This window comes from Arcobacter sp. (genome assembly GCF_050300555.1).
Taxonomy (GTDB): Bacteria; Campylobacterota; Campylobacteria; order Campylobacterales; family Arcobacteraceae; genus Arcobacter.
The window spans coordinates 98,038-119,350 of sequence record NZ_JBNKXY010000001.1 but is presented as its reverse complement, the minus strand read 5'-3'; the positions used below and the strand labels follow the sequence as shown (position 1 = coordinate 119,350).

Here is a 21,313-nt window from a genome sequence, read left to right as displayed (position 1 = left end):
TAATCAAAAGAGTATGATTGACAATATTATCATATTACGATAATATTATTTAAATAAAAGTTATCATATTAGGATAATAAAATGTTGGCACCAATAGATTTTTTAAAAGAAAAATACATAGAACCAAACAAAATAACTCAAGATAAGCTTTGTGAAGTTCTTCAAATAGGTAAAAAAACAATCAGTGAACTTTATCAAAAGAAAAGAGGTTTTACCATACATACAGCAAAAAAGTTTGCTAAATTTTTTGGTTTAAAACCTGAATTTATTCTAATGAAACAAGTTGAATATGATTTATCTTTAGATAAAGAAGAGTATGATTTTATAAAGCCTTATAAGGAACTTTTTCAAGAAGAGAAAAAAATATCTACTGCAAAATGGATTTTATCAACGATAAACAACTCAATAAGTGATAAACGACTTCATTATGATTTAGATGATTTATATATAGTTTTTTCAACTGCAAACACAGATATAAAATATCAATATGCTATTACTACACTTTTTAATGAAGTAAGTTATGAGGATGTTATTAAGTATTGTGAAGTTTATGATATAGATAAATCAAATCTAAAAAAACTATATGAATACTACACTAATCAATACAAAACAAAGGCGATTTCACAATATGAATGGCTACTTAAATAATTTTGAACAGCAAATAAATACTTTAAATAGTATTTATTATGAATTATTAGCTCCTATTGAAAAGCAATCAGTCATAAAAAATTGGTGGGTATTTGGTGGAGGAACAGCTTTGGCTATGTTTCATTTTAATCATAGGAAATCTTTTGATATAGATATATTTATCACAGAATCACAGCTTTTTGATTTTTTAAATCCAAAATGGTACATAGATGAAACAAAAATATTTGACAATAATGAGTATCGATTTGATGGTATGACTCATCATGTCCAACTTAAAACAAAAGATGATATAAAAGTTGATTTTTTACTTAATGAATCAATTATAAATAAACCAATAAAAGATACAAAATTAGACATTGATTATGAACTTTTTTATGAATCAGTAGAAGATATAATTGCCAAAAAAATAAAATATAGAAAACAAGATAATCTCACAAGAGATATTTTCGATATAGCTATAGCTGTATCTTTTGATAAAAGTATTATTGAAAAACTTATTTTTTCTAGGTTTATTACATTTGAAGATTTAGAGGTTTTAAATAATTCACTTAACAAACTTGATGAGAAAAAATATATCTTAGAATTAGAAAAAATAGAACCCCAAACAAAAGAGTTTGAGAAAATTGCTTTAAATGGTAAAACTATTATTCAAGAAAATATTAAATCAATTATGAAATAAATAGGAAATATATAATGTCAAATCAAGAAAGAACTAAAGCAACAAAAGGTATTTTAATAGATGAATAACATCTCTATCTTTGGAACTTCAAGCGATGCTGGAAAATCAACTATTACTTTTGTAATAGCTAAGATTTTACAAGATTTAGGAGTAAATGTAGCTCCTTTTAAAGCTCAAAATGTATCAAACAATGCTTATGTTTGTGATGATGGTAGTGAGATTGCTGTTGCACAGTATTTTCAGGCTCAGGTTTTGAGAGTGCCTACTTCTTATCATCTAAATCCAGTTTTACTAAAATCAGGTCGAGGAAGTAGTGCTTCTGTTATTGTTGAGGGGCAAGTATTGGCTTCTAAGGATGTGCTTACTTATTATAAAGATTTAGACCTTTTAAAGCCTGCTGTTGATAGATGTTTTTCTTATCTTGATGAGAAGTATGATTGTCTTGTTTGTGAGGGTGCTGGAAGTCCTGTGGAACTTAATCTTATGGATAAGGACTTATCAAATATTTACATCGCTACAAAATACAATACAAAAATCATACTTGTTGCAGACATAGAAAAGGGTGGGGTTTTTGCTTCTATTTATGGGGTTAATAATCTTCTTCCAAAAGAGCTTCAAAAAAATGTAATAGGGGTGATTGTAAATAAATTCCGTGGAGATTTAAGTCTTTTTGATGAGGGTATAAAAATCATAGAAAATGATTTTAAGATATCAGTTCTTGGAGTGCTTCCTTATGTTCCTTTTAATCTTGGCTTTGAAGATTCTCAAAGTTTGAAAAACTATGCACAAAACTCTAAAGATAGTATTATAAGAGTAGGGGTTATTTCATATCCTTATATGAGTAATTACAACGATTTTGAGCCTTTGATTGCGGATAGTAACATAAACTTAGAGTTTATAGAAAACAATATTTCCCTTGATAAATTTGATATGATAATCTTACCTGGCTCAAAGTTAGTTATAAAAGACCTTTTATGGCTTAAATCAAACGGTTTATTTGAAAAGATAAAAGAGTACCAAAAAACTATCTTAGGGCTTTGTGGTGGTTATGAGATGATGTTTAATACTCTTGATGATAAATATGCTTTAGAAAATAGTATTGCTTGTAAAGAAGAGGGCTTTGCTTTTATAGATGATGAAATAGTATTTGAAAAAGACAAAGTCCTTAAAAAAGCCACTTATGATATCTTTGATTGTGAGATTGAAGGTTTTGAAATACATCATGGAGTTTCAAAAAAATATCCAATCTCTTATGAAAGAGATAATATCAAAGGTACTTTTATCCATGCTATTTTTGATAATGATAATATAAGAACAAAACTCTTTAAAGCCATAAATAATGAGTATAAAGAGTTTGATTTTAAAGTATATAAAAAAGATAAAATTGATAGTTTTATTTCTACCATGAAAGAAAAACTAGATGTAAATAAAATATGGGATAGCATAAATGAATAATTTTATTTTAGGTTTTAAATTTGCCCTTAGTTACTTTACAATTTTACCAGTGAAGTTTAAAGAAGAAGATGACTTATCCAAAAAAGAGATTTTGGCTTTTATGCTTTTTTCTTTGCCTTTAGTTGGTCTAATTATTGGGATTATTTCACTTACACTATATAGTTTTTTAGACCAATTATCTTGGTTTGGAGCAATAATATGTGCTGTTTCATATATGATTTTTTATGGTTTTATTCATACGGAAGCTATCATAGATGTAGTTGATGCTATATATGCAAAACATAGTGGAAAAGATGCCTATGAGGTTATAAAAGAGCCAACAATTGGGGCTATGGGTGTTTTATATGCTTTGGCTTTTTTTACACTTAAAATAGCTGGGATTGTATATTTGTTTTTAAATGATTATTTATTGGAGTTTTTATCAATCATTATTATAAGTCGTCTTATGGTTTTATTTGTGATTAAAAATTTTGATTTTAAATCATCTTTTGTAACTCAATTAAAAGAATCATTAAGTACAAATATTTTTTTAGTGGCAATACTTATTTTTACTTTTTTAAATATTTTTCTTATAGGATTTGAAGCTATTATTCTAACAATAGTCGCTTTCATTATTTCATATTTACTTGCACTGTTTATTAGGAAAAATGTAGGTTTTCTTAATGGTGATGCCTTAGGTAGTATATTGGAGTTATCGGAAGTTATATTGATTATATTTTTACTTATATTATAAGAAAATCTAATAATATTTTTTATAATATTTTAATAATATACGGATTATAATTGTTTTAGTTATTTGGCTTGACTAAGGACTTGATAGCTTTTGGAAGATGGGCAAAAGGTAGTGTTTTATTATATGTTACTTTCTCCTTCTCATAACATGATAATTCAACATTCATAGTGCCTTTATTTAAAAATAGTACCTTATATTTTATCCCTTCAAGAGTATAAGTTATATCTTTATTTCTGAAGTCTATTATCTCTTTTTTCTTTGCCATTAATTATTCCTTTACAAAAGAAGAGTACCAAAAAATGGATAATGAAAGTATAAAGTTAGTTCCTAATCGGTTAAAATTTTTTCCAGTAATGATGTTTGCAATTGTTATGGGATTATCTGGTCTTAGTTTAGTCTATGGAAAAGCCCATGAAGTATTGAATTTAAATAAAATGTTTTATGAGATACTTTCATATTTTACTATAGTTATTTTCTTAGTTATTTTAGTTACGTATATTTTAAAAATGATTAATTATATAGATGAAGTAAAACAAGAGTTTTCACATCCGATTCGAATAAACTTTTTTGCAGCTATCTCTATATCTTTTGTACTTGTATCGATGTTATTTCAGCCTTTGAACACTTATATTGCACATACATTATTTACAATAGGTACACTTTTACATCTATTTTTTACTTTTTATACACTTAGTTTTTGGATAAATAAATCTTTAAATATCCAACACTCAAACCCAGCATGGTTTATACCAATTGTAGGAAATCTTATTATTCCTGTTGGTGGAATAAATATTTTATGTAATAGTATTTTGATGTATTTTTTCTCAATCGGTATTTTCTTTTGGATAATTATGTTTTCAATTATATTAAATAGAATTATTTTCCATGATCAGTTTGCACAAAAATTTATGCCAACTCTTTTTATACTTATAGCACCACCAACTGTGGGACTTCTTGCATATTATAAGTTGACAGAACATTATGACATATTTGCTACAGTTTTATATAATTTAGGACTATTTTTTACACTATTGTTATTTTTTATGTACAAGAATTTTTTAAAAATCAAGTTTTTTATTTCATGGTGGGCATTTACTTTTCCTTTGGCTTCTATGGCTTTAGCTACACTTTTAGTTTATTCTATAAACAAAGAGATTATTTATTATTATTTGTCATATTTTTTTGTTTTTTGTGCGACAGCTATAGTTTGTATAGTTGCATTTAATACTTTGAAACATATTATGAAAAAAGAGATATGTATAATGGAATAGTAATTCTAATGGTAATATAATAAATTAATTGTATTAGAAGGTATTATTATGAATTATAAATATATAGGAAAAACTGGACTTAGAGTAACTGATATTTGTCTTGGAACTATGACTTTTGGGACAACAACTTCAAAAGAAGAAGCTTTTCAAATAATGGATAAAGCATACGATAGTGGCATAAACTTTTTTGATACTGCTGAAATATATCCTGTTCCTCCAACATCTGATTTGGGTGGATTAACTGAAAGTATAGTGGGAGAGTGGCTAAAAACAAAACCTAGAGATTCTGTTATTTTAGCTACAAAAGTTGCAGGTGCAGCTTCAGGATGGTTTGTACCTCCTACACGTCATGGTTTGACTGCGATAGATTCTTTTCATATCAAAAGAGCTATTGAAGGAAGTTTAAAAAGACTTCAAACTGATTATGTGGATTTATATCAAATGCACTGGCCAGATACTGTTGTGCCTATTGAAGAGTCATTAAAGGCCTTTGATGAGTTAGTAAAAGAAGGGAAAGTAAGATATATAGGAACTTCAAATGATAGTGCCTATGGTTTAACAAAAGCAAATGAAACTTCAAAATATAATAATCTAGCTAGATTTGAATCTATTCAAAACAATTTTTCACTTTTAAATCCTAGATTTTTAGATGAATTAAGTACCGTATGTAAAAAAGAACAAATATCTCTTTTGCCATATTCTCCAATAGCTGGTGGGGTTTTGAGTGGAAAATATAATAGTGGATTTTATCCAGAAGGTGCAAGATTCTCAATTTATATGGCAAATAAAAATAAAAGAGTCCAAGCTATGGCAAATAGATTTGTAAATGATAAAACAATAGAAGCTACAGCTAGATACTTAGATTTGGCAAAAAAATATAATATTAATCCAGTAACATTAGCAGTTGCTTGGTCAAAACAGCATGATTTTGTAGCTTCAACAATAATTGGTGCTAGAAAACTAGAGCAATTAGATGCTTCTTTGGAAGCTTTAAATATAAGTTTAAATGATGAGATTTTAGAAGAAATTCAAAAAATCCAAAAAGAAATCCCATATCCTATGGGATAATATTATAAGTTACATTTATCTTTTAAATGGATATACTTTTCCAATTATATTTTTTTGGGGGAGAAATGTATGAATAATCTTAGGATTTCAAAGAAGTTTTCATTTATAACTATAGCAGTAACTATAGTTATGTTTATAGTAAGTTTTTTTATTTTAGATAATAAAAAATCTATAATCGTTGAGGAAGTTATAAATAAAACAAAAAATGAGCTTCAAAAAACTGCAGAATTAAAAATAAATGGAAAATTTGAAGTTGGTATTTCTAATGCAATATCAATAGAAAATGATTCTATGATACAAAAATCACTTTTAGAGAACAATAGAGATTTAGCCATCGAAGCACTTTCAAGTCTATCTATTAAAATGAAAGAGTCAACACCATTTAAAAATATAAAAGTACATATTCATACAAGCGACAATAAGTCATTTGTTAGATCTTGGGCTACTGATAAATTTGGAGATGATTTATCATCTTTTAGACATAGTGTTGTTCAAGTAAATAAAGAAAAAAAAGTAGTAAATACTTTTGAAGTAGGGAAAGCAGGATTAAGCATACGTTCTGTTGTACCTGTTTATGCAAATGGGAATGAACATGTAGGTTCATTGGAATTTATGCAGGGAATTAACTCTGTTGCTAAAGAGTTTAATGAAAATGGTGATGCTTTTATTTTACTTATGGATAACTCTGTAGCTATTGCTGATACTTCAAAATTACTAAAACTTGATAACTACAGGGTATCTCAAAAGTTTTTAAATCAAGATTTTTATGATGATGCTAAAACTATTGATTTAAAAAAACTTTTAAATGATGGATATGTTCAATCAGCTAAATATTTTTATACATTTACTTATATAAAAGATTTTGAAGATAAAATTTTAGGTATATCACTTATTGGAAGAAAATATGAAGTAGTAAATGTGGCTGTTCATGGAGTTTCAGATATTATTTGGCAAGCTTCAGTATTGTTAGTTATTGCATTGATTTTATCTATGATTGCTAGTTTATTAACCCTAAAACAAACAGTTTTATCTCCAATTAAAAATTTAAAAGAATCTATCGATAAGTTAGTAAATAATACTACAAATGAATCTACTAAAATAGAGGTTAAATCAAATGATGAAATTGGTGAAGTTGTTAATAGCTTCAATAATTATTTAGATGATTTAAACAAGGGTAATAAACTTGATACTGAAGTTATTGAAGAGACAAAGTTAATTATTGAAAAAGTTAATAAAGGTCTTTTAAATGATAGAGTAATTAAAAAAGGTCATTCTCAATCAGTTAATCAACTTGTGGAAGAAGTAAACTCTATGATTGATGTTTTTCAAAAAAATCTATTGATGCTTTCAGATGTACTAATTAATCTATCAAATGCAAAATACGATACTAAAATGCCAAATGTTAAACTTACAGGTGTAGTGGCTTCTATTTTTAGTGGTATAAAAGTTACCCAATCAACTATAAATGAAGTTATGTGTTTAATAGACAATGCAAATAATAAATTAACTGCAAGTGCTTTTGAGCTAGCTGGAGCTTCTAAAAAGCTAAGTAACTCTTCAAATACACAAGCAGCATCTTTAGAAGAAACTGCAGCTGCCATTCAAGAGATTTCAGCGACTATTCAAAATAGTAGTGAAACAGCTTCAAAGATGTCTTCTTATGCAAAAAATGTAAGTGAATCAAATGAAGTAGGTAAACAACTTGCTTTTAAAACAGCAGAAGCGATGGAAGAGTTAAGTTCTAAAGTTAGTGCAATTAATGAGTCTATTTCAATAATTGACCAAATAGCCTTCCAAACAAATATACTATCACTTAATGCAGCTGTTGAAGCTGCAACAGCTGGTGAAGCTGGAAAAGGATTTGCAGTAGTTGCAGCAGAAGTGCGAAATCTAGCTTCAAGAAGTGCTGAAGCTGCTAAGGAAATAAAAGCCTTAGTAGAAGATGCAACTCAAAAAGCTACAGAGAGTAAAGATATATCTAATCAAATGATTTCAGGATATAACCAATTAAATGAAAATATTACATTGACAATTGGACTTATTGAAGATGTAACAACTGCAACAAAAGAGCAAGAATCAGCAATGAATCAAATTACTGATACTGTAAATTCTTTAGATCAAGCAACACAACAAAATGCTTCTCTAGCTTCTTCTATTAATGAAATGTCTAATATCACATCAAATCTTGCTGCCCAATTACAAAATACTGTAAATAGAACTGGTTTTGATAAAAGTGCAAGTGATAGAATCTGTGATGAAAATTTGATTTTTGATGCAAATAAATTAAAGTCAGACCATATCGCATTTAAAAATATAAATTTCTCTGAATGTAAAAAAGGTCATAGTTTTAAGGTGAAAACTCACCATGAGTGTAATTTAGGTAAATGGATTGATCAACATGAAAATACAGATTTTTCACAAACTAAAGAGTGGTCACATTTAAAAGAAGCTCATAAAGAAGTTCATAACTTAGTTCAGCAAACAGTTGATTTATATGCTTCTAGTGCTCCAAATAAAGAGATTTTTGATGTTACAGATAAAATAGAAAAAAATATAGATATAGTTTTTGATGCGTTAAATACAATTAGAGTAGAGAAGTGCAAAAATAGTTAGCAATATACTATTAACCAAATATAAATAGAAAATATTAAAAAAGTCTAATTTTTTTTGTCAAAGATATTGATTTCTCCTTTTTTTTCTAATAGAATATTATTAGACTAAAAAAGGAGTTATTCATGCTTGATGAAAAAATATTACTTTTACTAGACTGCAACATTTATAAATACAATTACACAAAACATTGTTTTCAAATAAGAAATTATTTTAAAGTAGATAATGACTCACTTATCCAAGAGTTAAAAGAGATTTTAAAAATATTAGAAGAAAATCAAATCAAATATAAAATAGAAAAAGATAACACTATTTTGGTACATAAATAGAAGGTAAATAGTTGGATGAAATAGATATCATAGATTTAAAAGAAGCATATAAATTAAGATATGAGTACTATAATTTTTATGAAAATAAAGAAACAAAATGGCATGAGAAATACAATAAACACAAACTCTATAATATTGTAGTTGAAAGTTTAGAGTATAGATTTCATGAGATAGGAAATATCATGCCAGAGCTTCTAAAAAAATCTAAATAATTAAATTTATTCTCCAAAATTAGCAAAAGCACTTTCAACACTTGGAATATTTTTATAAGAAGTTTTTGTTAGCGTTACTTTTTTTGTTTTAAGATCACAGATTGCAATTTTAAAACTAGAACCCATATATGGTTCTACAACACAAATAATCTTATCTTCAATTTGTCGTGTTGTATAAACAGTACCTTGTAATGAGGTAAAAAAGTATTTAGGATAAGTTAAAGGTGTGATTTCAACTATATCAATAGCCTCTTGATTTTCAAGGGTTTGCATTATATCCATGGCATCTTCATAATTATCAAATTGAATACACCAATCATCAAATTTTTTATTAAAATGTTGTAAATCTTCATCTAGAAATCCACCAGCTAAAGATTGTAAAGCAAATATAGACACATAAACACCTTGAAATATATTAAAATCTAAAAGTTGATTTTAACATATTTAGGTTTTAATTATGTAAAGAGGGTAAAATCAAGAAGAGCAACTAACATGGGAAATCCCCGCTATATCAAAAAACTCTAATGGTTTTTTTCTATAGTATTTTTTTTCTATTTCAGTAGATTGTTCATCATATGGATTTGCAATTATATTTTGCAATTCATGTATTAAAGTGTAATCACCATCTTTAGCCTCTTCATAAGCTGGAACTAAAAACCACTCTCTTAAGGTATATTTAGGGTTTATAGCTTTCATTTCTTTTGATGTTGCATTAACTTTTGATTTCCAGTTTTTAAGCCAATCTTTCCATTTATTTTTGATATTTTCATTATCTATTTGATAATAAAAACTTTTTTCTAGAGTAGAGATATCTTCTGGAATAGATGATAACTCCCGAAAAAATATTGTATAGTCAACTTTTGTTTCAATCATAAGGGATATAAGTGAGTTAAATAATTCTTCATCAAATTTATTTAGTCCAAGTTTAGAAGCCCACATCTTTTGTAATTTTTCTACCATTACTTTTGCAAAATTATTTCTAATAGTAGCCAAATTTTCTAAGGCATTTGGATATGCTTCAAGTAGTGGTGCTAAAGCGCTACAAAACATATTGAAGTTTTGTCTTGCTGCTTCAGGCTGATTAAAAAATGAGAAGTGCTTTCCTCCTCCAGTCCATGGCTGATAGTTAGGGTCAAACATATCAATAAATCCAAATGGACCATAATCTAAAGTAAATCCTCCAACAGCAGTATTATCACTATTAAAATTTCCTTGACAATATCCTACTCTTATCCAGTTTGCTACCAATAAAGTTAGCCGTTCACGAAATAACTTTGCAAATAAAAGTATTTTTTCTTCTAGTGGTAAGCTGATATCTATTTGCTCCTTGTATTCTCTATTTATGGCATGTAATACAATTTGTTCTAACTCTTCTTTTGCTTTTGGGTGTTCATTTTTTCGTGCACGTCTAGCAAAAAGTTCTAACTGACCAACTCTAATAAAAGATGGTGCAATTCTGGTAGTTATAGCAACAGCTTCTTCTATCATAACTTCTGGGTCTTTAGAATAAGAACCTTGTGTAAACCAAGGACGGCTCACTGTTTCAGTGTTTGAAGTATATAAACTCAAAGAACGAGAAGTTGGTACATTTAAAGCATACATAAGTTCTTGTGCTAAAAATTCTCTAATACTTGATCTTAAAACTGCACGACCATCTGCACCTCTACAATATGGTGTTTTTCCTCCACCTTTTAGTTGCATTTCCCATCGCTTACCATTTATGACTGTTTCAAGTATAGATATAGCTCTTCCATCGCCATATCCATTTCCTGTTTGAAATGGACACTGTTGATAATATTCTCTCCCATAAATGGAAAGGGCATATCCACATGCCCAACCAATATTATGCAATGGCTTTGGAACATTTGCCGTATCACCACTAAACATTTTCATAAAATCTTCAGATTGTGCTAACGAGTCAGCTAATCCCAACTCTTCAAAAAAAGTTTTACTGTGGGTAATATATTTTGGATTTTCTATAGGGGTAGGGATTACTGGTACATAGTGTCCATTATAAACCTCTCTAGGATAAAAGTTTTTTCCATCTTTGTTTGCTATAGGATCACAAACAAGAGTATTTATAAAAGAGTAATCAGCTAATTTAGCTAGTTCTTCAAGGGTATTGATTTTTTTGTTTTTCATATTATTTATATTTCTTCTTATTAATTTTTTCCAATATTATCATAAGCAGTTAAAAGAAATATCAAATAACAAAGTTAAAATAAAATTTAATATTAACCAACCCTTTAAAAGAGTAACTGTAAAATACTTCAAAATTAAAGAAAGTTTCTTAGGAGTTATCGAGTGAAAATACGAGTATATTATGAAGATACAGATTGTGGTGGAGTTGTTTATCACTCCAATTATTTAAACTTTTGTGAAAGAGCTAGAAGTGAGCTTTTTTTTCAAAAGGGATTAACTCCACATCAGCCTAGAGAATTTTTTGTTGTAAAATCACTTGAAGCAAACTATATAAGTCCTGCACTTTTTGGAGATGAACTTTTTATAAAAACTTCTCTTTTGGAAAAAAAATCTGCTTCATTAGTGTTAAACCAAGAGATATTTAAAGATGAAAAACTACTCTTTTCTATGAAAGTAAAAGTTGCATATTTAAAAGATGGCAAGCCATCAAAAATACCAAATGATATGTTTGAAGTGTTTAAAAATGATTAGATTTTTATTAATATTTTTGCTAGTTTTTAGCTGTAGTTTTGCTAGTAGTGAAATTTATTTTTTGCCAAAAGAGGCAAAAAAATCTAGGGATAAAATCATATCATTGATAGATAATTCTAAGAGTTCTATAGACTTAGCGATGTATAATCTATCATATAAAAAGCTTATAGATAGCTTAATTAATGCCTCAAAAAGAGGGCTAAAAGTAAAGATTTATTTAGATAAAGCTAAATTTAAGAAAAGTGATAAAATCAATAAAATATTAAAAGAAAATGGTATTGAATACAAGATTTTAGATAGAAAAAACCATTTAAAGCTTTTGATGGTGGATAAAAAGATAGCAATTTTTGGAACTGCGAACTGGACAAAAGAGTCTTTTGAAGATAATTATGAACTTATATTTTTAACTTCAGAAAAAGATGAAATAGAAAAAATAAAAACTATATTTTCTTCTTTGGAAAAAAATTATTAATTACTATTATTTTTTTACTACTATGCAAGTTTCAAACGGATAAAATATATAAAATTTAAAAAGGAAATTTAGTGTTAGAAATTTTTGTTATTGCTTATTGTTTTTATTTTATAGTAAATATTTATACCTCATTTATGCAAGTTGGTTTTATCCAAAATGCAAAAAAATTGTCACCTGTAATTTTGTCAAGTGATAAGTATGAAACAGCAGCTGAATATGCTGTAGAAAAAGAAAGAGCTTCTATAGTTTCTACTTTATATGATTTTGTGATTTTCTTTTTCTGGATAAAATTTGGACTAGGTTTTTTGGACTCATTGATTACTGTTCAAGAGTCTTGGCTGAAAGCTATTATATTTGTAGATGCTTTTATAATTATCAATTGGATTTTAGGTTTACCATTTGACTTATACTCAACTTTTAAATTAAATAAAAAATATGGTTTTTCAAATATGACTGCGAAACTATATATTATGGATACTATTAAAACAGGGATTATATTTTTAGTTGCTGGTTCTTTAGTTATTGCAGGTATTTCGTTTATAATTGAGTCTTTTCCTATGTGGTGGATTTGGGGCTTTGTTTTTATATTTGCTGTAATTATTTTAATTAATATGCTTTATCCAGTGATTAGAGATAAGATGTTTGATAAATTTGAGCCTTTGAAAGACAAAGAACTAGAAGAAAAAATCAATAATCTTCTAAAAGAAGTAGGATTTAAAAGTTCTGGTGTATTTTCTGTAGATGCAAGTAAAAGGGATAATAGGCTTAATGCTTATTTTGGAGGACTTGGAAGCACTAAAAGAGTAGTCTTGTTTGATACATTGATTGAAAAACTATCTCATAATGAATTACTTGCAGTGTTAGGGCATGAGTTAGGACACTTCAAAAATGGAGATATCTTAAAAAATATAGGAATCATGGGATTTGTTATGTTTGCATTTTTTGCTATCTTTGGAAACTTAGGGGATGAAATCTTTTTAGGATTGGACATCTCAAATGAACCATATGGGATTATTGTAGTATTTTTGATGTTTTCACCGATACTTTCATTTTTTCTTATGCCATTGATATCTCTTATTTCAAGACATAATGAATATGCAGCCGATGAGTTTGGTTCAAATTTACAATCAAAAGAGGATTTAGTAAGTGCTTTATTAAAACTTGCAAATGAGAATAAATCATTTCCGCTGTCTCATCCTTTGTATATTTTCTTTTATTATTCTCATCCACCATTAGTGGAAAGATTTAAAGAATTAGGTTTTGATGTTCACTCAAAGGATGAAGATGCCATGAAAGATGAGTTTAATTTAAATGTCTAATGAAATTCTAATCTTTATAGTTGTAGTTTTAATCTCTATACTAATTACATATTTTTTAGTGAAGTTAGTATATGAAAAAAAGCTATCGGCTTTAGTTTTTGAAAAAGAGTCTATTCAAAAAGAGATTATTCAAAAACTAGAGTTTGAGAAGATTAGATATGAAGAGTCTAAAAAGGCTATGAATAGTGAGTTTAAAGTAAGAATTGAATCTTATGATGAAAAACTACAGCTTTTAGAAGACTCAAAAAAACAGATGAAACTAGAGTTTGAATCTTTGGCAAATAAACTATTTGAAGAGAACTCAAAAAAATCATCACTAAACCTAAATCAAGTTTTAACACCATTTAAAGAGCAGTTAGATACTTTTGGGAAAAGAGTTAATGATATTTATAATGATGAGACAAAACAAAGGGTTACTCTTTTAACAGAGATTAAAAACCTAAAAGATTTAAACAATCAAATTTCCCAAGATGCAATAAATCTAACAAAAGCTTTAAAAGGTGAAAATAAAACCCAAGGTGATTGGGGTGAGATGATTTTATCTAAGATTTTGGAGCAAACAGGTCTTAGAGAAGGAATAGAGTACTCTACACAAGGAAGTTTTACTTCAGAAGAAGGGAAAAGACTACGTCCAGATGTAATTGTACATCTTCCACAAGAAAAGGATGTCATAATTGACTCTAAGGTATCACTTCTTGCATATACAAACTATGTGGAAAGTGAAGATGAAATTTTAAAAGAAAAGTATGCCAAAGAGTTAGTAAAATCTATTTATTCTCATATTAAAGGACTTAGTTCTAAAAACTATGATGAAATAAGTGATTTAAAGACTTTGGATTTTGTTTTGCTATTTATTCCTATTGAGGGTGCTTTTATGTTAGCAGCTTCAAAGGATAGTAATCTTTTCAAAGTAGCATTTGAAAGTAATATTATGCTTGTATCTCCATCAACTTTGTTTGTGACTCTACGAACCATAGAAAATATTTGGAGATATGAACATCAAAATGAAAATGCTTTGATTATCTCTAAAAAAGCGGCTGATTTATATGATAAGTTTGCAGCTTTTGTAAAAGATATAGAAAATATTGGTACTCACATAGATAGAACAAAAAAATCATATGATGAAGCTATCAATAAATTAAGTGTTGGAAAAGGCAATCTCTTAAAACGAGCACAAGAGTTTGAAGAGTTGGGTGTAAAAGCCAAAAAGAGTATTGATGAAAGTAAATTACTAGGTGAATAAAATGGAACTAATATTAGAGTTTGTACTTAATCTTTTAAAACTTTTAGATGCTATGAGTATCTATGTAATACTTGGGCTTTTTATAGCTGGAATTTTAAAACAGTTAATACCTGATGATTTTATATCTTCACATTTAGGTACAAACTCCACAACATCTGTAATAAAAGCAACAATTTTTGGAATTCCATTACCTGTTTGTTCATGTTCTGTTATACCTTTGGCACAAGGCTTAAAAAAAGAGGGTGCAAGTAAAGGTTCTATACAAAGTTTCTTAATTTCTACGCCTATTACTGGCGTGGATTCTATTTTGGCTACTTTTTCATTTTTTGGACTTGTTTTTACTATTTTTAGGCTTGTTAGTTCAGTAATCATTGCAATAATAGTTGGATTAGTACAAAATTTTGTAGAAAAAGAAGAAAAAGTTGAAATAAAACCTTCTTTTCAAGCATTTGCTCCAAATAGTTCTTTTAGTGTAAATGCTACATTTAAACCTCAAATTAATCCTAGCAGTGAAAATAAAGGCTCTTGTTGTAGCTCAAGTTCATGTTGTGATAGTTCTTCAAAAGCTAAAAAACCTTTTTCTTTAAAAAGTGCATTAAGTTATGGTTATGGAACACTTTTTTCTGATATGGCAAAATCTTTACTTATAGGGCTTATTTTAGGAGCTTTATTTACAACTTTTATGCCTCAAGAGTATGCAAAACTACTTTTTGATAACAAGATATTAACTTATTTTGTAATTTTAATTGTAGCTATTCCTTTATATACTTGTGCAACAGCTTCTTTACCAATTGCAGCTGCATTGATGTTGCACGGAATGAGTGCAGGGGCAGCTTTTATATTCTTAACGGCAGGACCAGCAACTAGTGCTGTTACTATGAGTGTAGTATATAAAATGCTAGGACGTACTTCTCTTGTAATTTATGTATCAGTTATATGTATTATGTCTTTAATTTTTGGATTCATTTTTGATTTATATTTTCAAAATCTTGAAGTTTTATCTATTTCACATGATATGGACGAATCAAATATTTTTAAATCTTTGGCTTCCCTAGCTATGTTGATACTTATTGTTTATCATTTATATAGATTAAAATTTCCAAAAAAAGGTGCAACATGTTGTTCGAACTGAGAAAAAATGATTTTAGATAAAAACTTAGATATAAATGAAAGATTTTCTCAAAATATAAAAATTTATACCCAAAAAGTAAATAATAAAAGTGATAGAGATACGATTGTACTTTCTGTATCAATTATAGAAGATACTTTAAATCAACTTTTAAAACATAAACTTGCTCAAGTATCACAAACAGCAGAATTACCAAATATGTCTTATTCTTCAAAAGTTGATTTATGTTTTAAAATGGAACTTATCAAAAGTGGTTTAAGAAGAACACTTCATGTTTTTGGTAATCTAGTAGAAAACTTTACAAGTGGTGAAGATAATCATGGCTTTGGTGATTTAAAAGTTCAAACAAATATTTTAGAATTATGTAAAATAAATGACAATGATATTTTTAATTTAATACTTGATTTGATAAATTCAGCTCCAACTATGGAATCAAATTATCAAAAAGTAGATGATTTGATAGAAGATATAGGTTGGAGTGGAACAGTTAAATTTATTTGTTCTATAATCAATGCTTCATTGATAGAAGCATTGGTAGAGTTAAAATAGTTTTATTTATTTGTCATACCAAAATATTTATGATAAATAAAAATTTTATTGCTATCTTTTAAAAATCCCCATTGTTTAAGGTTTTTTTCATCAATTGATTTAAAAGTGATTAGCTTATCATTTTTAAATTGTTCTTTTATTATTTTAGTACAATGGTCATTGAAATCTGGTAAAGAAATCATTTTATCTTTTTTTAGATTCTTTAAGATATTTTTTTCATTATTAGTAACTTCAAATATAGCACAAGAAGAGTACTCTCCTTTTATATTTAAAAAAGAAGTATAACTATTTAAGATTTTTGTTTCATTAGTGAATTCAATATTTGAAAAGCTTTTTAAATTATTTATATAATAACTATCCCTTGGAAAAAAAACTTCGTAAAATATAACTATATATGATATCCATATAAGCGAAAGTGCATATTTTATATAAGGTTTATAATTCCAGTATTTAATTGTTGACATGATAGGAAGTACTATTAAAAATAGTATTCCCATCAATACTATAATAATTTGTTCAAACATTATAAATCATTTAGTAATAATATATCAACTAATTCACCAGCTTTTATATCAGCACTATCTCTTTTTTGTATAAGTAGAGCAGGGCTACCAAGCATATTTGTCAATATTGCACTTGTCCCTTTTCTTTTTCCTTCAAAGTCAATTTTATATTCACCATCTTCATATTTTACATTACAAGCTGTAAACAGAGTTTTTTTCATCTTCATAGGAAAGTTTTCATTTATTCTAGCTTTTACAATAGGAAGTTTTCTATTTGAACCTTCAAATTTATAAATCATAGGCAGAAGATAAAGTATTGCACATACCGTTGAACTATATGCAAAGCCAGGTAAAGAAATAATAAGTTTTTCACCTTTCTTAGCAACTAGAATTGGACCTCCTGGTTTAATTGTCACTCCATGAAATAAAACTTCTGCACCAAGCTCTTTTTTTACAACATCTTGTACAAAATCATAATCACCTTTTGAAACACCACCTGTTGTAACAACAATATCAGAGTTTTCTAAGGCAGTTTTCATCATTTGAGTAATTGAATCCATATCATCTTTGATAACACCCATTTGAATAGTTTTTGCACCTGCTTTTTTTGCTAATGCTTCAACAGTAAGATGATTTGAACTTCTTATTTGTGCAATATTAGTTTGTGTTTCTCCAATATCTAGAATTTCACTTCCAGTACTTGCAATACTTACAATAACTTGAGAACAAACAGTTGCTTGTGCAATATTTAATGATGCCATTACGCCAATTTCTGCAAAACCTATAGTTGTACCTTTTTTTATAAGAACTTCATTTTTTTTGTAGTTTTCTCCAACTTCTCTTACTGCAAAACCTTGTGGCACTTTTTCAATAATTTTTATAGAGTCTCCTATAACTTCTACATTTTCTATTGGAATAAGTGTGTCAGAACCTTCTGGCATTAAAGAGCCTGTAAAAGTTTTAATACATACACCATTTTCTACTTTTGATTCTACAACATTTCCTGCAGGATTTTTATCTATGATTTTTAAATTAACTAACTTTTGATCTTCATATTTAATAGCATAACCATCCATCCCTGACGTTACAAATGCAGGTGAATTCTCACTTGCAATTATATCTGTAGCTAAAACTCTTCCTATTGCATTTGTTAAAAATAATTTTTCCTTTATTTTTTCTTTTAAAATAAAATTATTTAATATATTTAAAGATTCTTCATAATTTATAAAATTTAACATTTATTCCTCCCTTTTTTAGAAAATGATATTATCATAATCAATAAAAAAATTAACTTTATAAGCTATTTATATGGTGATTTTTTACCCCTAAAATAGCATTAACATAGCATATTACTTTTTTTTATATAAATTGCAAAAAATAATTGACTTCCTCATAAAAAATGGTAATAATATGTCAACGATTATATAATTTATAGTTATATAATGGCTGTTTATAATATCTATAAGTATAAGTAATTTATAAATATTTTTTTAACTATATTTATAAATTTTATTTATATTTTTCAATTATCATGAGGAGGATAAATGACAAGTAAGACTGATAGTTTTAATGAAAATGAAACTTCTACTCAAGAAGAAAAACTTAGTAGAAGAAGTTTTTTCAAAAAAACTGCTATTTATTCTGCTGGTGCAATTGCTGCAGCAAATGTTTTAGCGCCTGTAAAAGTTAAAGCGGATGATCCAGCAATTATGAATGAAGCACCGTGGGGGCAAAAATTAGGGGATCCTGTAGATAAAAATTTATACGGTTTACCTTCGCCATATGAGCATAATAATATAAGAAGAACACATTCATTGTTTTCTTCAGGTGATTATTATGCTTCTGTTTCAATGAGTCCAATTCATGAATCAGAAGGAATTGTAACACCAAATGGTCTGTTCTTTGTAAGAGATCATGGGGGTACAGCTCATATTGATCCAAAAGAGTGGAGATTAATGATTCACGGAAAAGTTAAGAAAGAAATTGTTTTAACTTTAGATGATTTAAAAAGATATCCAAGTGAATCAAGAATTTATTTTATTGAGTGTCCTGCAAATGGTGCTCCTGAATGGAGAGGTCCACAGTTTAACTCATTGCAGTTTATGAAGGGGCTTATGAGTGCTGCACAATGGACTGGAGTAATGTTAAAAACTATTCTTGAAGATGTTGGATTAGAAAAAGATGCAGTATGGATGCTTGCTGAAGGAAGTGATAACGCATCAAATCCAAGATCTATTCCAGTTGAAAAAGCTTTAGACGATGTAATGGTTGTTTGGGGACAAAATGGTGAAGCTCTTAGAGCAGAACAAGGTTATCCTGTAAGACTTATTGTTCCAGGATGGGAAGGTAACTTAAATACTAAATGGTTAAGAAGATTAGAGTTCTCTGATACTCCTTGGCATTCAAAAGAAGAAACATCTAAATATACTATGGTTCAACCTGGTGGAAAAGCTATTAGATTTTTCTGGGTAAATGAAGTTAACTCGGTAATTACTAGTCCATGTCCTGAAAAACCTTGGACTCACTTAAAAAAAGGTGATATGGTAGAAATTGAAGGTATTGCTTGGTCTGGTCATGGTACTATTACAGGTGTTGATATTTCACTTGATGGTGGAGATAACTGGGTTGAAGCTAGCTTAAAAGGTTTAGTTCTTCCAAAATCTTGGACAAGATTTTCTTATGTTATCAAATGGAATGGTAAGCCACTTTTATTAGCTAGTAGATCTAGAGATGACTTTGGAAATATCCAACCAACAATTGATCAAGAAACAAGTGCTGTTGGTGTTGAATCAATTTATCATAGAAATGCAATTGTAACTTGGGAAATTACTAGTAAAGGAGAGTGTAATAATGTTCAAATTAGAAAACACAACAAAAAAGCTTAAAACAACTCTTCTTTCATTGGGAGTTATTTCTTTATTTGCTGCTTCTGCTGTAGCAAATGAGTCATCTGTTGATGGTGCTGTAAAATATCCAACTAAAGATGGTAAATATGGTCCTTATCATATCAATACACAAAATGTGAAATATAATAATGGAAGAGCAGCTACTAAAAATGAAATTAATATTTGGAATGTAGATGTAAAACCAGATTTAAAAGATTTACCAGAATATGATACAGAAAAAGGTAAACCAGTTATGGAAGATGGTAAGCCAAAGATTGCAGAAGGTTCTGTAGAATGGGGTGAAGAACTTTATGATAAGAACTGTGGTATGTGTCATGGTGAATTTGGTGCAGGAGGAAAAGGTTATCCTACTCTTTCAGGTGGTAAAAAAGCTGATTTAGTTATTCAAAGACTTAATCCTGCTGATAAAGCACCTAATCCAAATGTTGCATTAAAAACTATTGGTTCTTATTGGCCATATGCTAGTACACTTTTTTGGTATATTAAAGACTCTATGCCATTTACTGCACCTAAAACTTTAACAAATAGTGAAGTTTATGCAATTACTGCTTTTTTACTTTCAGTTAATGATATAAAAGTAGATGGTGAAGAAATGGATTCTGAATTTGTATTAAATAAAGAAAATTTTCATAAAATAAAACTTCCAAATGAAGATGGTTTTTATCCTAATGTTAATACAAAAGACCCACGTGATGGACTTAACGAAGTAACTAAATTATTATCTAACCCTAAAATCTATGGTACTGGTACAAGATGTATGAAAGATTGTATTAAAGGTGATGTTAAGGAACTTTTGATGAGAATAAATGTTGATTTAGCACCAAATGCTAATCAACCAATTACTGCTGAAAGAAGTTGGAAAGAACCTGTAAGTGAGAACTCAGGGAAAGATCCAGTTGTTTCAGGGAATTACGATACATATTGTTCAGCATGTCACTCAAATAAAGCTATTGGCGCACCAGTATTTGGAGATAAAAATGCTTGGACAGAGGTTGTGAGTAAAGGTATGGATACTGTTTATAAAAATGCTATCAATGGAATAAATGCAATGCCTCCAAAAGGTGGTACTGTTTTATCTGATGATGAGTTTAAAAAAGTGGTAGACTATATAATTGACTCAAGCAAATAACAAAGGAGAATAGATGAAATTGATTAAAAACATATTAATGGCATCGGCTGTTACTGGTGTACTTGTTTCAAGTACATTTGCAAATGCTGATTTAGTGGCAAAAGGTGAAAAAATCTTTAATACTAAAAATTTAGGAAATTGTTTAGCATGTCATGCCGTAAATGGTAAAAATATTGATGGGCCAGGAAGTATGGGGCCTAAATTACAATATCTTTCTGCATGGCCAGAACAAGCTTTATATGACAAAATTTATGATCCTTATACTACAAATCCTATTTCGCAAATGCCTGCATTTGGAAAAAATGGTTGGTTAAGTGATAGTGAAATAAAAGCTTTAGTGGCTTATTTAAAAACAATTAATTAATATATTTAATAAAGGAAATAA

Annotated in this window: 23 protein-coding genes; 18 read left to right on the top strand and 5 right to left on the bottom strand. The window is 28.2% G+C overall.

What is annotated here, in order from left to right; genetic code table 11:
* Positions 1 to 81: 81 nt before the first annotated feature.
* From ACQY5W_RS00645 to ACQY5W_RS00630, 4 genes are read left to right on the top strand one after another with little or no spacing between them, the layout of a single operon-like run.
* The gene (locus ACQY5W_RS00645) at positions 82 to 648 is read left to right on the top strand and encodes a helix-turn-helix transcriptional regulator (RefSeq protein ID WP_428022994.1); all 567 of its coding nucleotides are present in this window, start codon (positions 82 to 84) and stop codon (positions 646 to 648) included.
* On the top strand, positions 629 to 1,327 hold the full coding sequence (locus tag ACQY5W_RS00640) for a nucleotidyl transferase AbiEii/AbiGii toxin family protein (RefSeq protein ID WP_428022993.1): 699 nt from the start codon (positions 629 to 631) through the stop codon (positions 1,325 to 1,327). Before ACQY5W_RS00645 ends, ACQY5W_RS00640 begins: the two co-directional genes overlap by 20 nt.
* A 60-nt stretch (positions 1,328 to 1,387) precedes the next feature.
* Positions 1,388 to 2,782 (top strand): cobyric acid synthase, encoded by a 1,395-nt coding sequence (locus ACQY5W_RS00635; protein WP_428022992.1) that lies wholly within the window; start codon positions 1,388 to 1,390, stop codon positions 2,780 to 2,782.
* On the top strand, positions 2,775 to 3,515 hold the full coding sequence (locus tag ACQY5W_RS00630; protein ID WP_428022991.1) for an adenosylcobinamide-GDP ribazoletransferase: 741 nt from the start codon (positions 2,775 to 2,777) through the stop codon (positions 3,513 to 3,515). The genes ACQY5W_RS00635 and ACQY5W_RS00630 overlap by 8 nt, the downstream gene beginning before the upstream one ends.
* A 55-nt stretch (positions 3,516 to 3,570) precedes the next feature.
* On the opposite strand, the gene ACQY5W_RS00625 is transcribed toward ACQY5W_RS00630, so the two are convergent.
* Positions 3,571 to 3,780 carry a hypothetical protein gene (locus ACQY5W_RS00625; RefSeq protein ID WP_428022990.1) on the bottom strand — a complete coding sequence of 70 codons (210 nt, stop codon included), beginning with the start codon at positions 3,778 to 3,780 and terminating at the stop codon, positions 3,571 to 3,573.
* A 34-nt stretch (positions 3,781 to 3,814) separates the two neighbouring features.
* Here ACQY5W_RS00625 and ACQY5W_RS00620 point away from each other — a divergent pair, with 34 nt between their 5' ends.
* The 5 genes from ACQY5W_RS00620 (at position 3,815) to ACQY5W_RS00600 (ending at position 9,005) form a co-directional block, all read left to right on the top strand.
* Positions 3,815 to 4,786 (top strand): SLAC1 anion channel family protein, encoded by a 972-nt coding sequence (locus tag ACQY5W_RS00620; RefSeq protein ID WP_428022989.1) that lies wholly within the window; start codon positions 3,815 to 3,817, stop codon positions 4,784 to 4,786.
* A 48-nt stretch (positions 4,787 to 4,834) separates the two neighbouring features.
* A complete protein-coding gene (locus ACQY5W_RS00615) occupies positions 4,835 to 5,854 on the top strand; it encodes an aldo/keto reductase (RefSeq protein ID WP_428022988.1) in 1,020 nt (339 codons plus the stop codon).
* 69 nt (positions 5,855 to 5,923) lie between these two features.
* Complete coding sequence (locus ACQY5W_RS00610; RefSeq protein ID WP_428022987.1) at positions 5,924 to 8,467, top strand: methyl-accepting chemotaxis protein; 2,544 nt, start codon at positions 5,924 to 5,926, stop codon at positions 8,465 to 8,467.
* 122 nt (positions 8,468 to 8,589) lie between these two features.
* Positions 8,590 to 8,793, top strand: a complete 204-nt coding sequence (locus ACQY5W_RS00605; protein WP_428022986.1) for a hypothetical protein — start codon at positions 8,590 to 8,592, stop codon at positions 8,791 to 8,793.
* An 11-nt stretch (positions 8,794 to 8,804) separates the two neighbouring features.
* Positions 8,805 to 9,005, top strand: a complete 201-nt coding sequence (locus ACQY5W_RS00600; protein ID WP_428022985.1) for a hypothetical protein — start codon at positions 8,805 to 8,807, stop codon at positions 9,003 to 9,005.
* Positions 9,006 to 9,011: 6 nt separating this feature from the next.
* On the opposite strand, the gene ACQY5W_RS00595 is transcribed toward ACQY5W_RS00600, so the two are convergent.
* A complete protein-coding gene (locus tag ACQY5W_RS00595; RefSeq protein WP_428022984.1) occupies positions 9,012 to 9,401 on the bottom strand; it encodes a hypothetical protein in 390 nt (129 codons plus the stop codon).
* Between the two features lie 78 nt (positions 9,402 to 9,479).
* Entirely contained in the window at positions 9,480 to 11,147 is a 1,668-nt protein-coding gene (locus ACQY5W_RS00590; protein ID WP_428022983.1) for a protein adenylyltransferase SelO, read from the bottom strand.
* Between the two features lie 162 nt (positions 11,148 to 11,309).
* Between ACQY5W_RS00590 and ACQY5W_RS00585 the strand changes: the two genes are divergently transcribed.
* The 6 genes from ACQY5W_RS00585 (at position 11,310) to ACQY5W_RS00560 (ending at position 16,390) form a co-directional block, all read left to right on the top strand.
* Positions 11,310 to 11,678: a YbgC/FadM family acyl-CoA thioesterase gene (locus ACQY5W_RS00585; protein ID WP_428022982.1), complete on the top strand. Its 369-nt coding sequence runs from the start codon at positions 11,310 to 11,312 to the stop codon at positions 11,676 to 11,678.
* Entirely contained in the window at positions 11,671 to 12,150 is a 480-nt protein-coding gene (locus tag ACQY5W_RS00580; protein ID WP_428022981.1) for a phospholipase D-like domain-containing protein, read from the top strand. The genes ACQY5W_RS00585 and ACQY5W_RS00580 overlap by 8 nt, the downstream gene beginning before the upstream one ends.
* A gap of 71 nt (positions 12,151 to 12,221) precedes the next feature.
* Positions 12,222 to 13,469 carry a M48 family metallopeptidase gene (locus ACQY5W_RS00575; RefSeq protein WP_428022980.1) on the top strand — a complete coding sequence of 416 codons (1,248 nt, stop codon included), beginning with the start codon at positions 12,222 to 12,224 and terminating at the stop codon, positions 13,467 to 13,469.
* Entirely contained in the window at positions 13,462 to 14,712 is a 1,251-nt protein-coding gene (gene rmuC, locus ACQY5W_RS00570) for a DNA recombination protein RmuC (protein WP_428022979.1), read from the top strand. The genes ACQY5W_RS00575 and rmuC overlap by 8 nt, the downstream gene beginning before the upstream one ends.
* A 1-nt stretch (position 14,713) precedes the next feature.
* Positions 14,714 to 15,844 carry an SO_0444 family Cu/Zn efflux transporter gene (locus ACQY5W_RS00565; protein WP_428022978.1) on the top strand — a complete coding sequence of 377 codons (1,131 nt, stop codon included), beginning with the start codon at positions 14,714 to 14,716 and terminating at the stop codon, positions 15,842 to 15,844.
* A gap of 6 nt (positions 15,845 to 15,850) precedes the next feature.
* Positions 15,851 to 16,390, top strand: a complete 540-nt coding sequence (locus ACQY5W_RS00560; protein WP_428022977.1) for a hypothetical protein — start codon at positions 15,851 to 15,853, stop codon at positions 16,388 to 16,390.
* 2 nt (positions 16,391 to 16,392) lie between these two features.
* On the opposite strand, the gene ACQY5W_RS00555 is transcribed toward ACQY5W_RS00560, so the two are convergent.
* On the bottom strand, positions 16,393 to 16,914 hold the full coding sequence (locus tag ACQY5W_RS00555) for a hypothetical protein (RefSeq protein WP_428022976.1): 522 nt from the start codon (positions 16,912 to 16,914) through the stop codon (positions 16,393 to 16,395).
* Complete coding sequence (locus tag ACQY5W_RS00550) at positions 16,914 to 18,131, bottom strand: molybdopterin molybdotransferase MoeA (protein ID WP_428022975.1); 1,218 nt, start codon at positions 18,129 to 18,131, stop codon at positions 16,914 to 16,916. The genes ACQY5W_RS00555 and ACQY5W_RS00550 overlap by 1 nt, the downstream gene beginning before the upstream one ends.
* A 306-nt stretch (positions 18,132 to 18,437) precedes the next feature.
* Here ACQY5W_RS00550 and soxC point away from each other — a divergent pair, with 306 nt between their 5' ends.
* Genes soxC through soxX form a run of 3 tightly spaced genes read left to right on the top strand, consistent with a single transcriptional unit; the run spans position 18,438 to position 21,292 of the window.
* Positions 18,438 to 19,778: a sulfite dehydrogenase gene (soxC, locus tag ACQY5W_RS00545; RefSeq protein WP_428022974.1), complete on the top strand. Its 1,341-nt coding sequence runs from the start codon at positions 18,438 to 18,440 to the stop codon at positions 19,776 to 19,778.
* A complete protein-coding gene (locus ACQY5W_RS00540; RefSeq protein ID WP_428022973.1) occupies positions 19,744 to 20,928 on the top strand; it encodes a c-type cytochrome in 1,185 nt (394 codons plus the stop codon). Before soxC ends, ACQY5W_RS00540 begins: the two co-directional genes overlap by 35 nt.
* Before the next feature lie 13 nt (positions 20,929 to 20,941).
* Complete coding sequence (gene soxX, locus ACQY5W_RS00535; RefSeq protein ID WP_428022972.1) at positions 20,942 to 21,292, top strand: sulfur oxidation c-type cytochrome SoxX; 351 nt, start codon at positions 20,942 to 20,944, stop codon at positions 21,290 to 21,292.
* Positions 21,293 to 21,313: the final 21 nt, after the last annotated feature.

Bases quoted from the DNA above. Each gene is read 5' to 3' on its own strand.
- ACQY5W_RS00645 (WP_428022994.1), top strand. From the start codon at position 82: ATGTTGGCACCAATAGATTTTTTAAAAGAAAAATACATAGAACCAAAC.
- ACQY5W_RS00640 (WP_428022993.1), top strand. From the start codon at position 629: ATGAATGGCTACTTAAATAATTTTGAACAGCAAATAAATACTTTAAAT.
- ACQY5W_RS00635 (WP_428022992.1), top strand. From the start codon at position 1,388: ATGAATAACATCTCTATCTTTGGAACTTCAAGCGATGCTGGAAAATCA.
- ACQY5W_RS00630 (WP_428022991.1), top strand. From the start codon at position 2,775: ATGAATAATTTTATTTTAGGTTTTAAATTTGCCCTTAGTTACTTTACA.
- ACQY5W_RS00625 (WP_428022990.1), bottom strand. From the start codon at position 3,780: ATGGCAAAGAAAAAAGAGATAATAGACTTCAGAAATAAAGATATAACT.
- ACQY5W_RS00620 (WP_428022989.1), top strand. From the start codon at position 3,815: ATGGATAATGAAAGTATAAAGTTAGTTCCTAATCGGTTAAAATTTTTT.
- ACQY5W_RS00615 (WP_428022988.1), top strand. From the start codon at position 4,835: ATGAATTATAAATATATAGGAAAAACTGGACTTAGAGTAACTGATATT.
- ACQY5W_RS00610 (WP_428022987.1), top strand. From the start codon at position 5,924: ATGAATAATCTTAGGATTTCAAAGAAGTTTTCATTTATAACTATAGCA.
- ACQY5W_RS00605 (WP_428022986.1), top strand. From the start codon at position 8,590: ATGCTTGATGAAAAAATATTACTTTTACTAGACTGCAACATTTATAAA.
- ACQY5W_RS00590 (WP_428022983.1), bottom strand. From the start codon at position 11,147: ATGAAAAACAAAAAAATCAATACCCTTGAAGAACTAGCTAAATTAGCT.
- ACQY5W_RS00580 (WP_428022981.1), top strand. From the start codon at position 11,671: ATGATTAGATTTTTATTAATATTTTTGCTAGTTTTTAGCTGTAGTTTT.
- rmuC (WP_428022979.1), top strand. From the start codon at position 13,462: ATGTCTAATGAAATTCTAATCTTTATAGTTGTAGTTTTAATCTCTATA.
- ACQY5W_RS00565 (WP_428022978.1), top strand. From the start codon at position 14,714: ATGGAACTAATATTAGAGTTTGTACTTAATCTTTTAAAACTTTTAGAT.
- ACQY5W_RS00560 (WP_428022977.1), top strand. From the start codon at position 15,851: ATGATTTTAGATAAAAACTTAGATATAAATGAAAGATTTTCTCAAAAT.
- ACQY5W_RS00555 (WP_428022976.1), bottom strand. From the start codon at position 16,914: ATGTTTGAACAAATTATTATAGTATTGATGGGAATACTATTTTTAATA.
- ACQY5W_RS00550 (WP_428022975.1), bottom strand. From the start codon at position 18,131: ATGTTAAATTTTATAAATTATGAAGAATCTTTAAATATATTAAATAAT.
- soxC (WP_428022974.1), top strand. From the start codon at position 18,438: ATGACAAGTAAGACTGATAGTTTTAATGAAAATGAAACTTCTACTCAA.
- ACQY5W_RS00540 (WP_428022973.1), top strand. From the start codon at position 19,744: ATGTTCAAATTAGAAAACACAACAAAAAAGCTTAAAACAACTCTTCTT.
- soxX (WP_428022972.1), top strand. From the start codon at position 20,942: ATGAAATTGATTAAAAACATATTAATGGCATCGGCTGTTACTGGTGTA.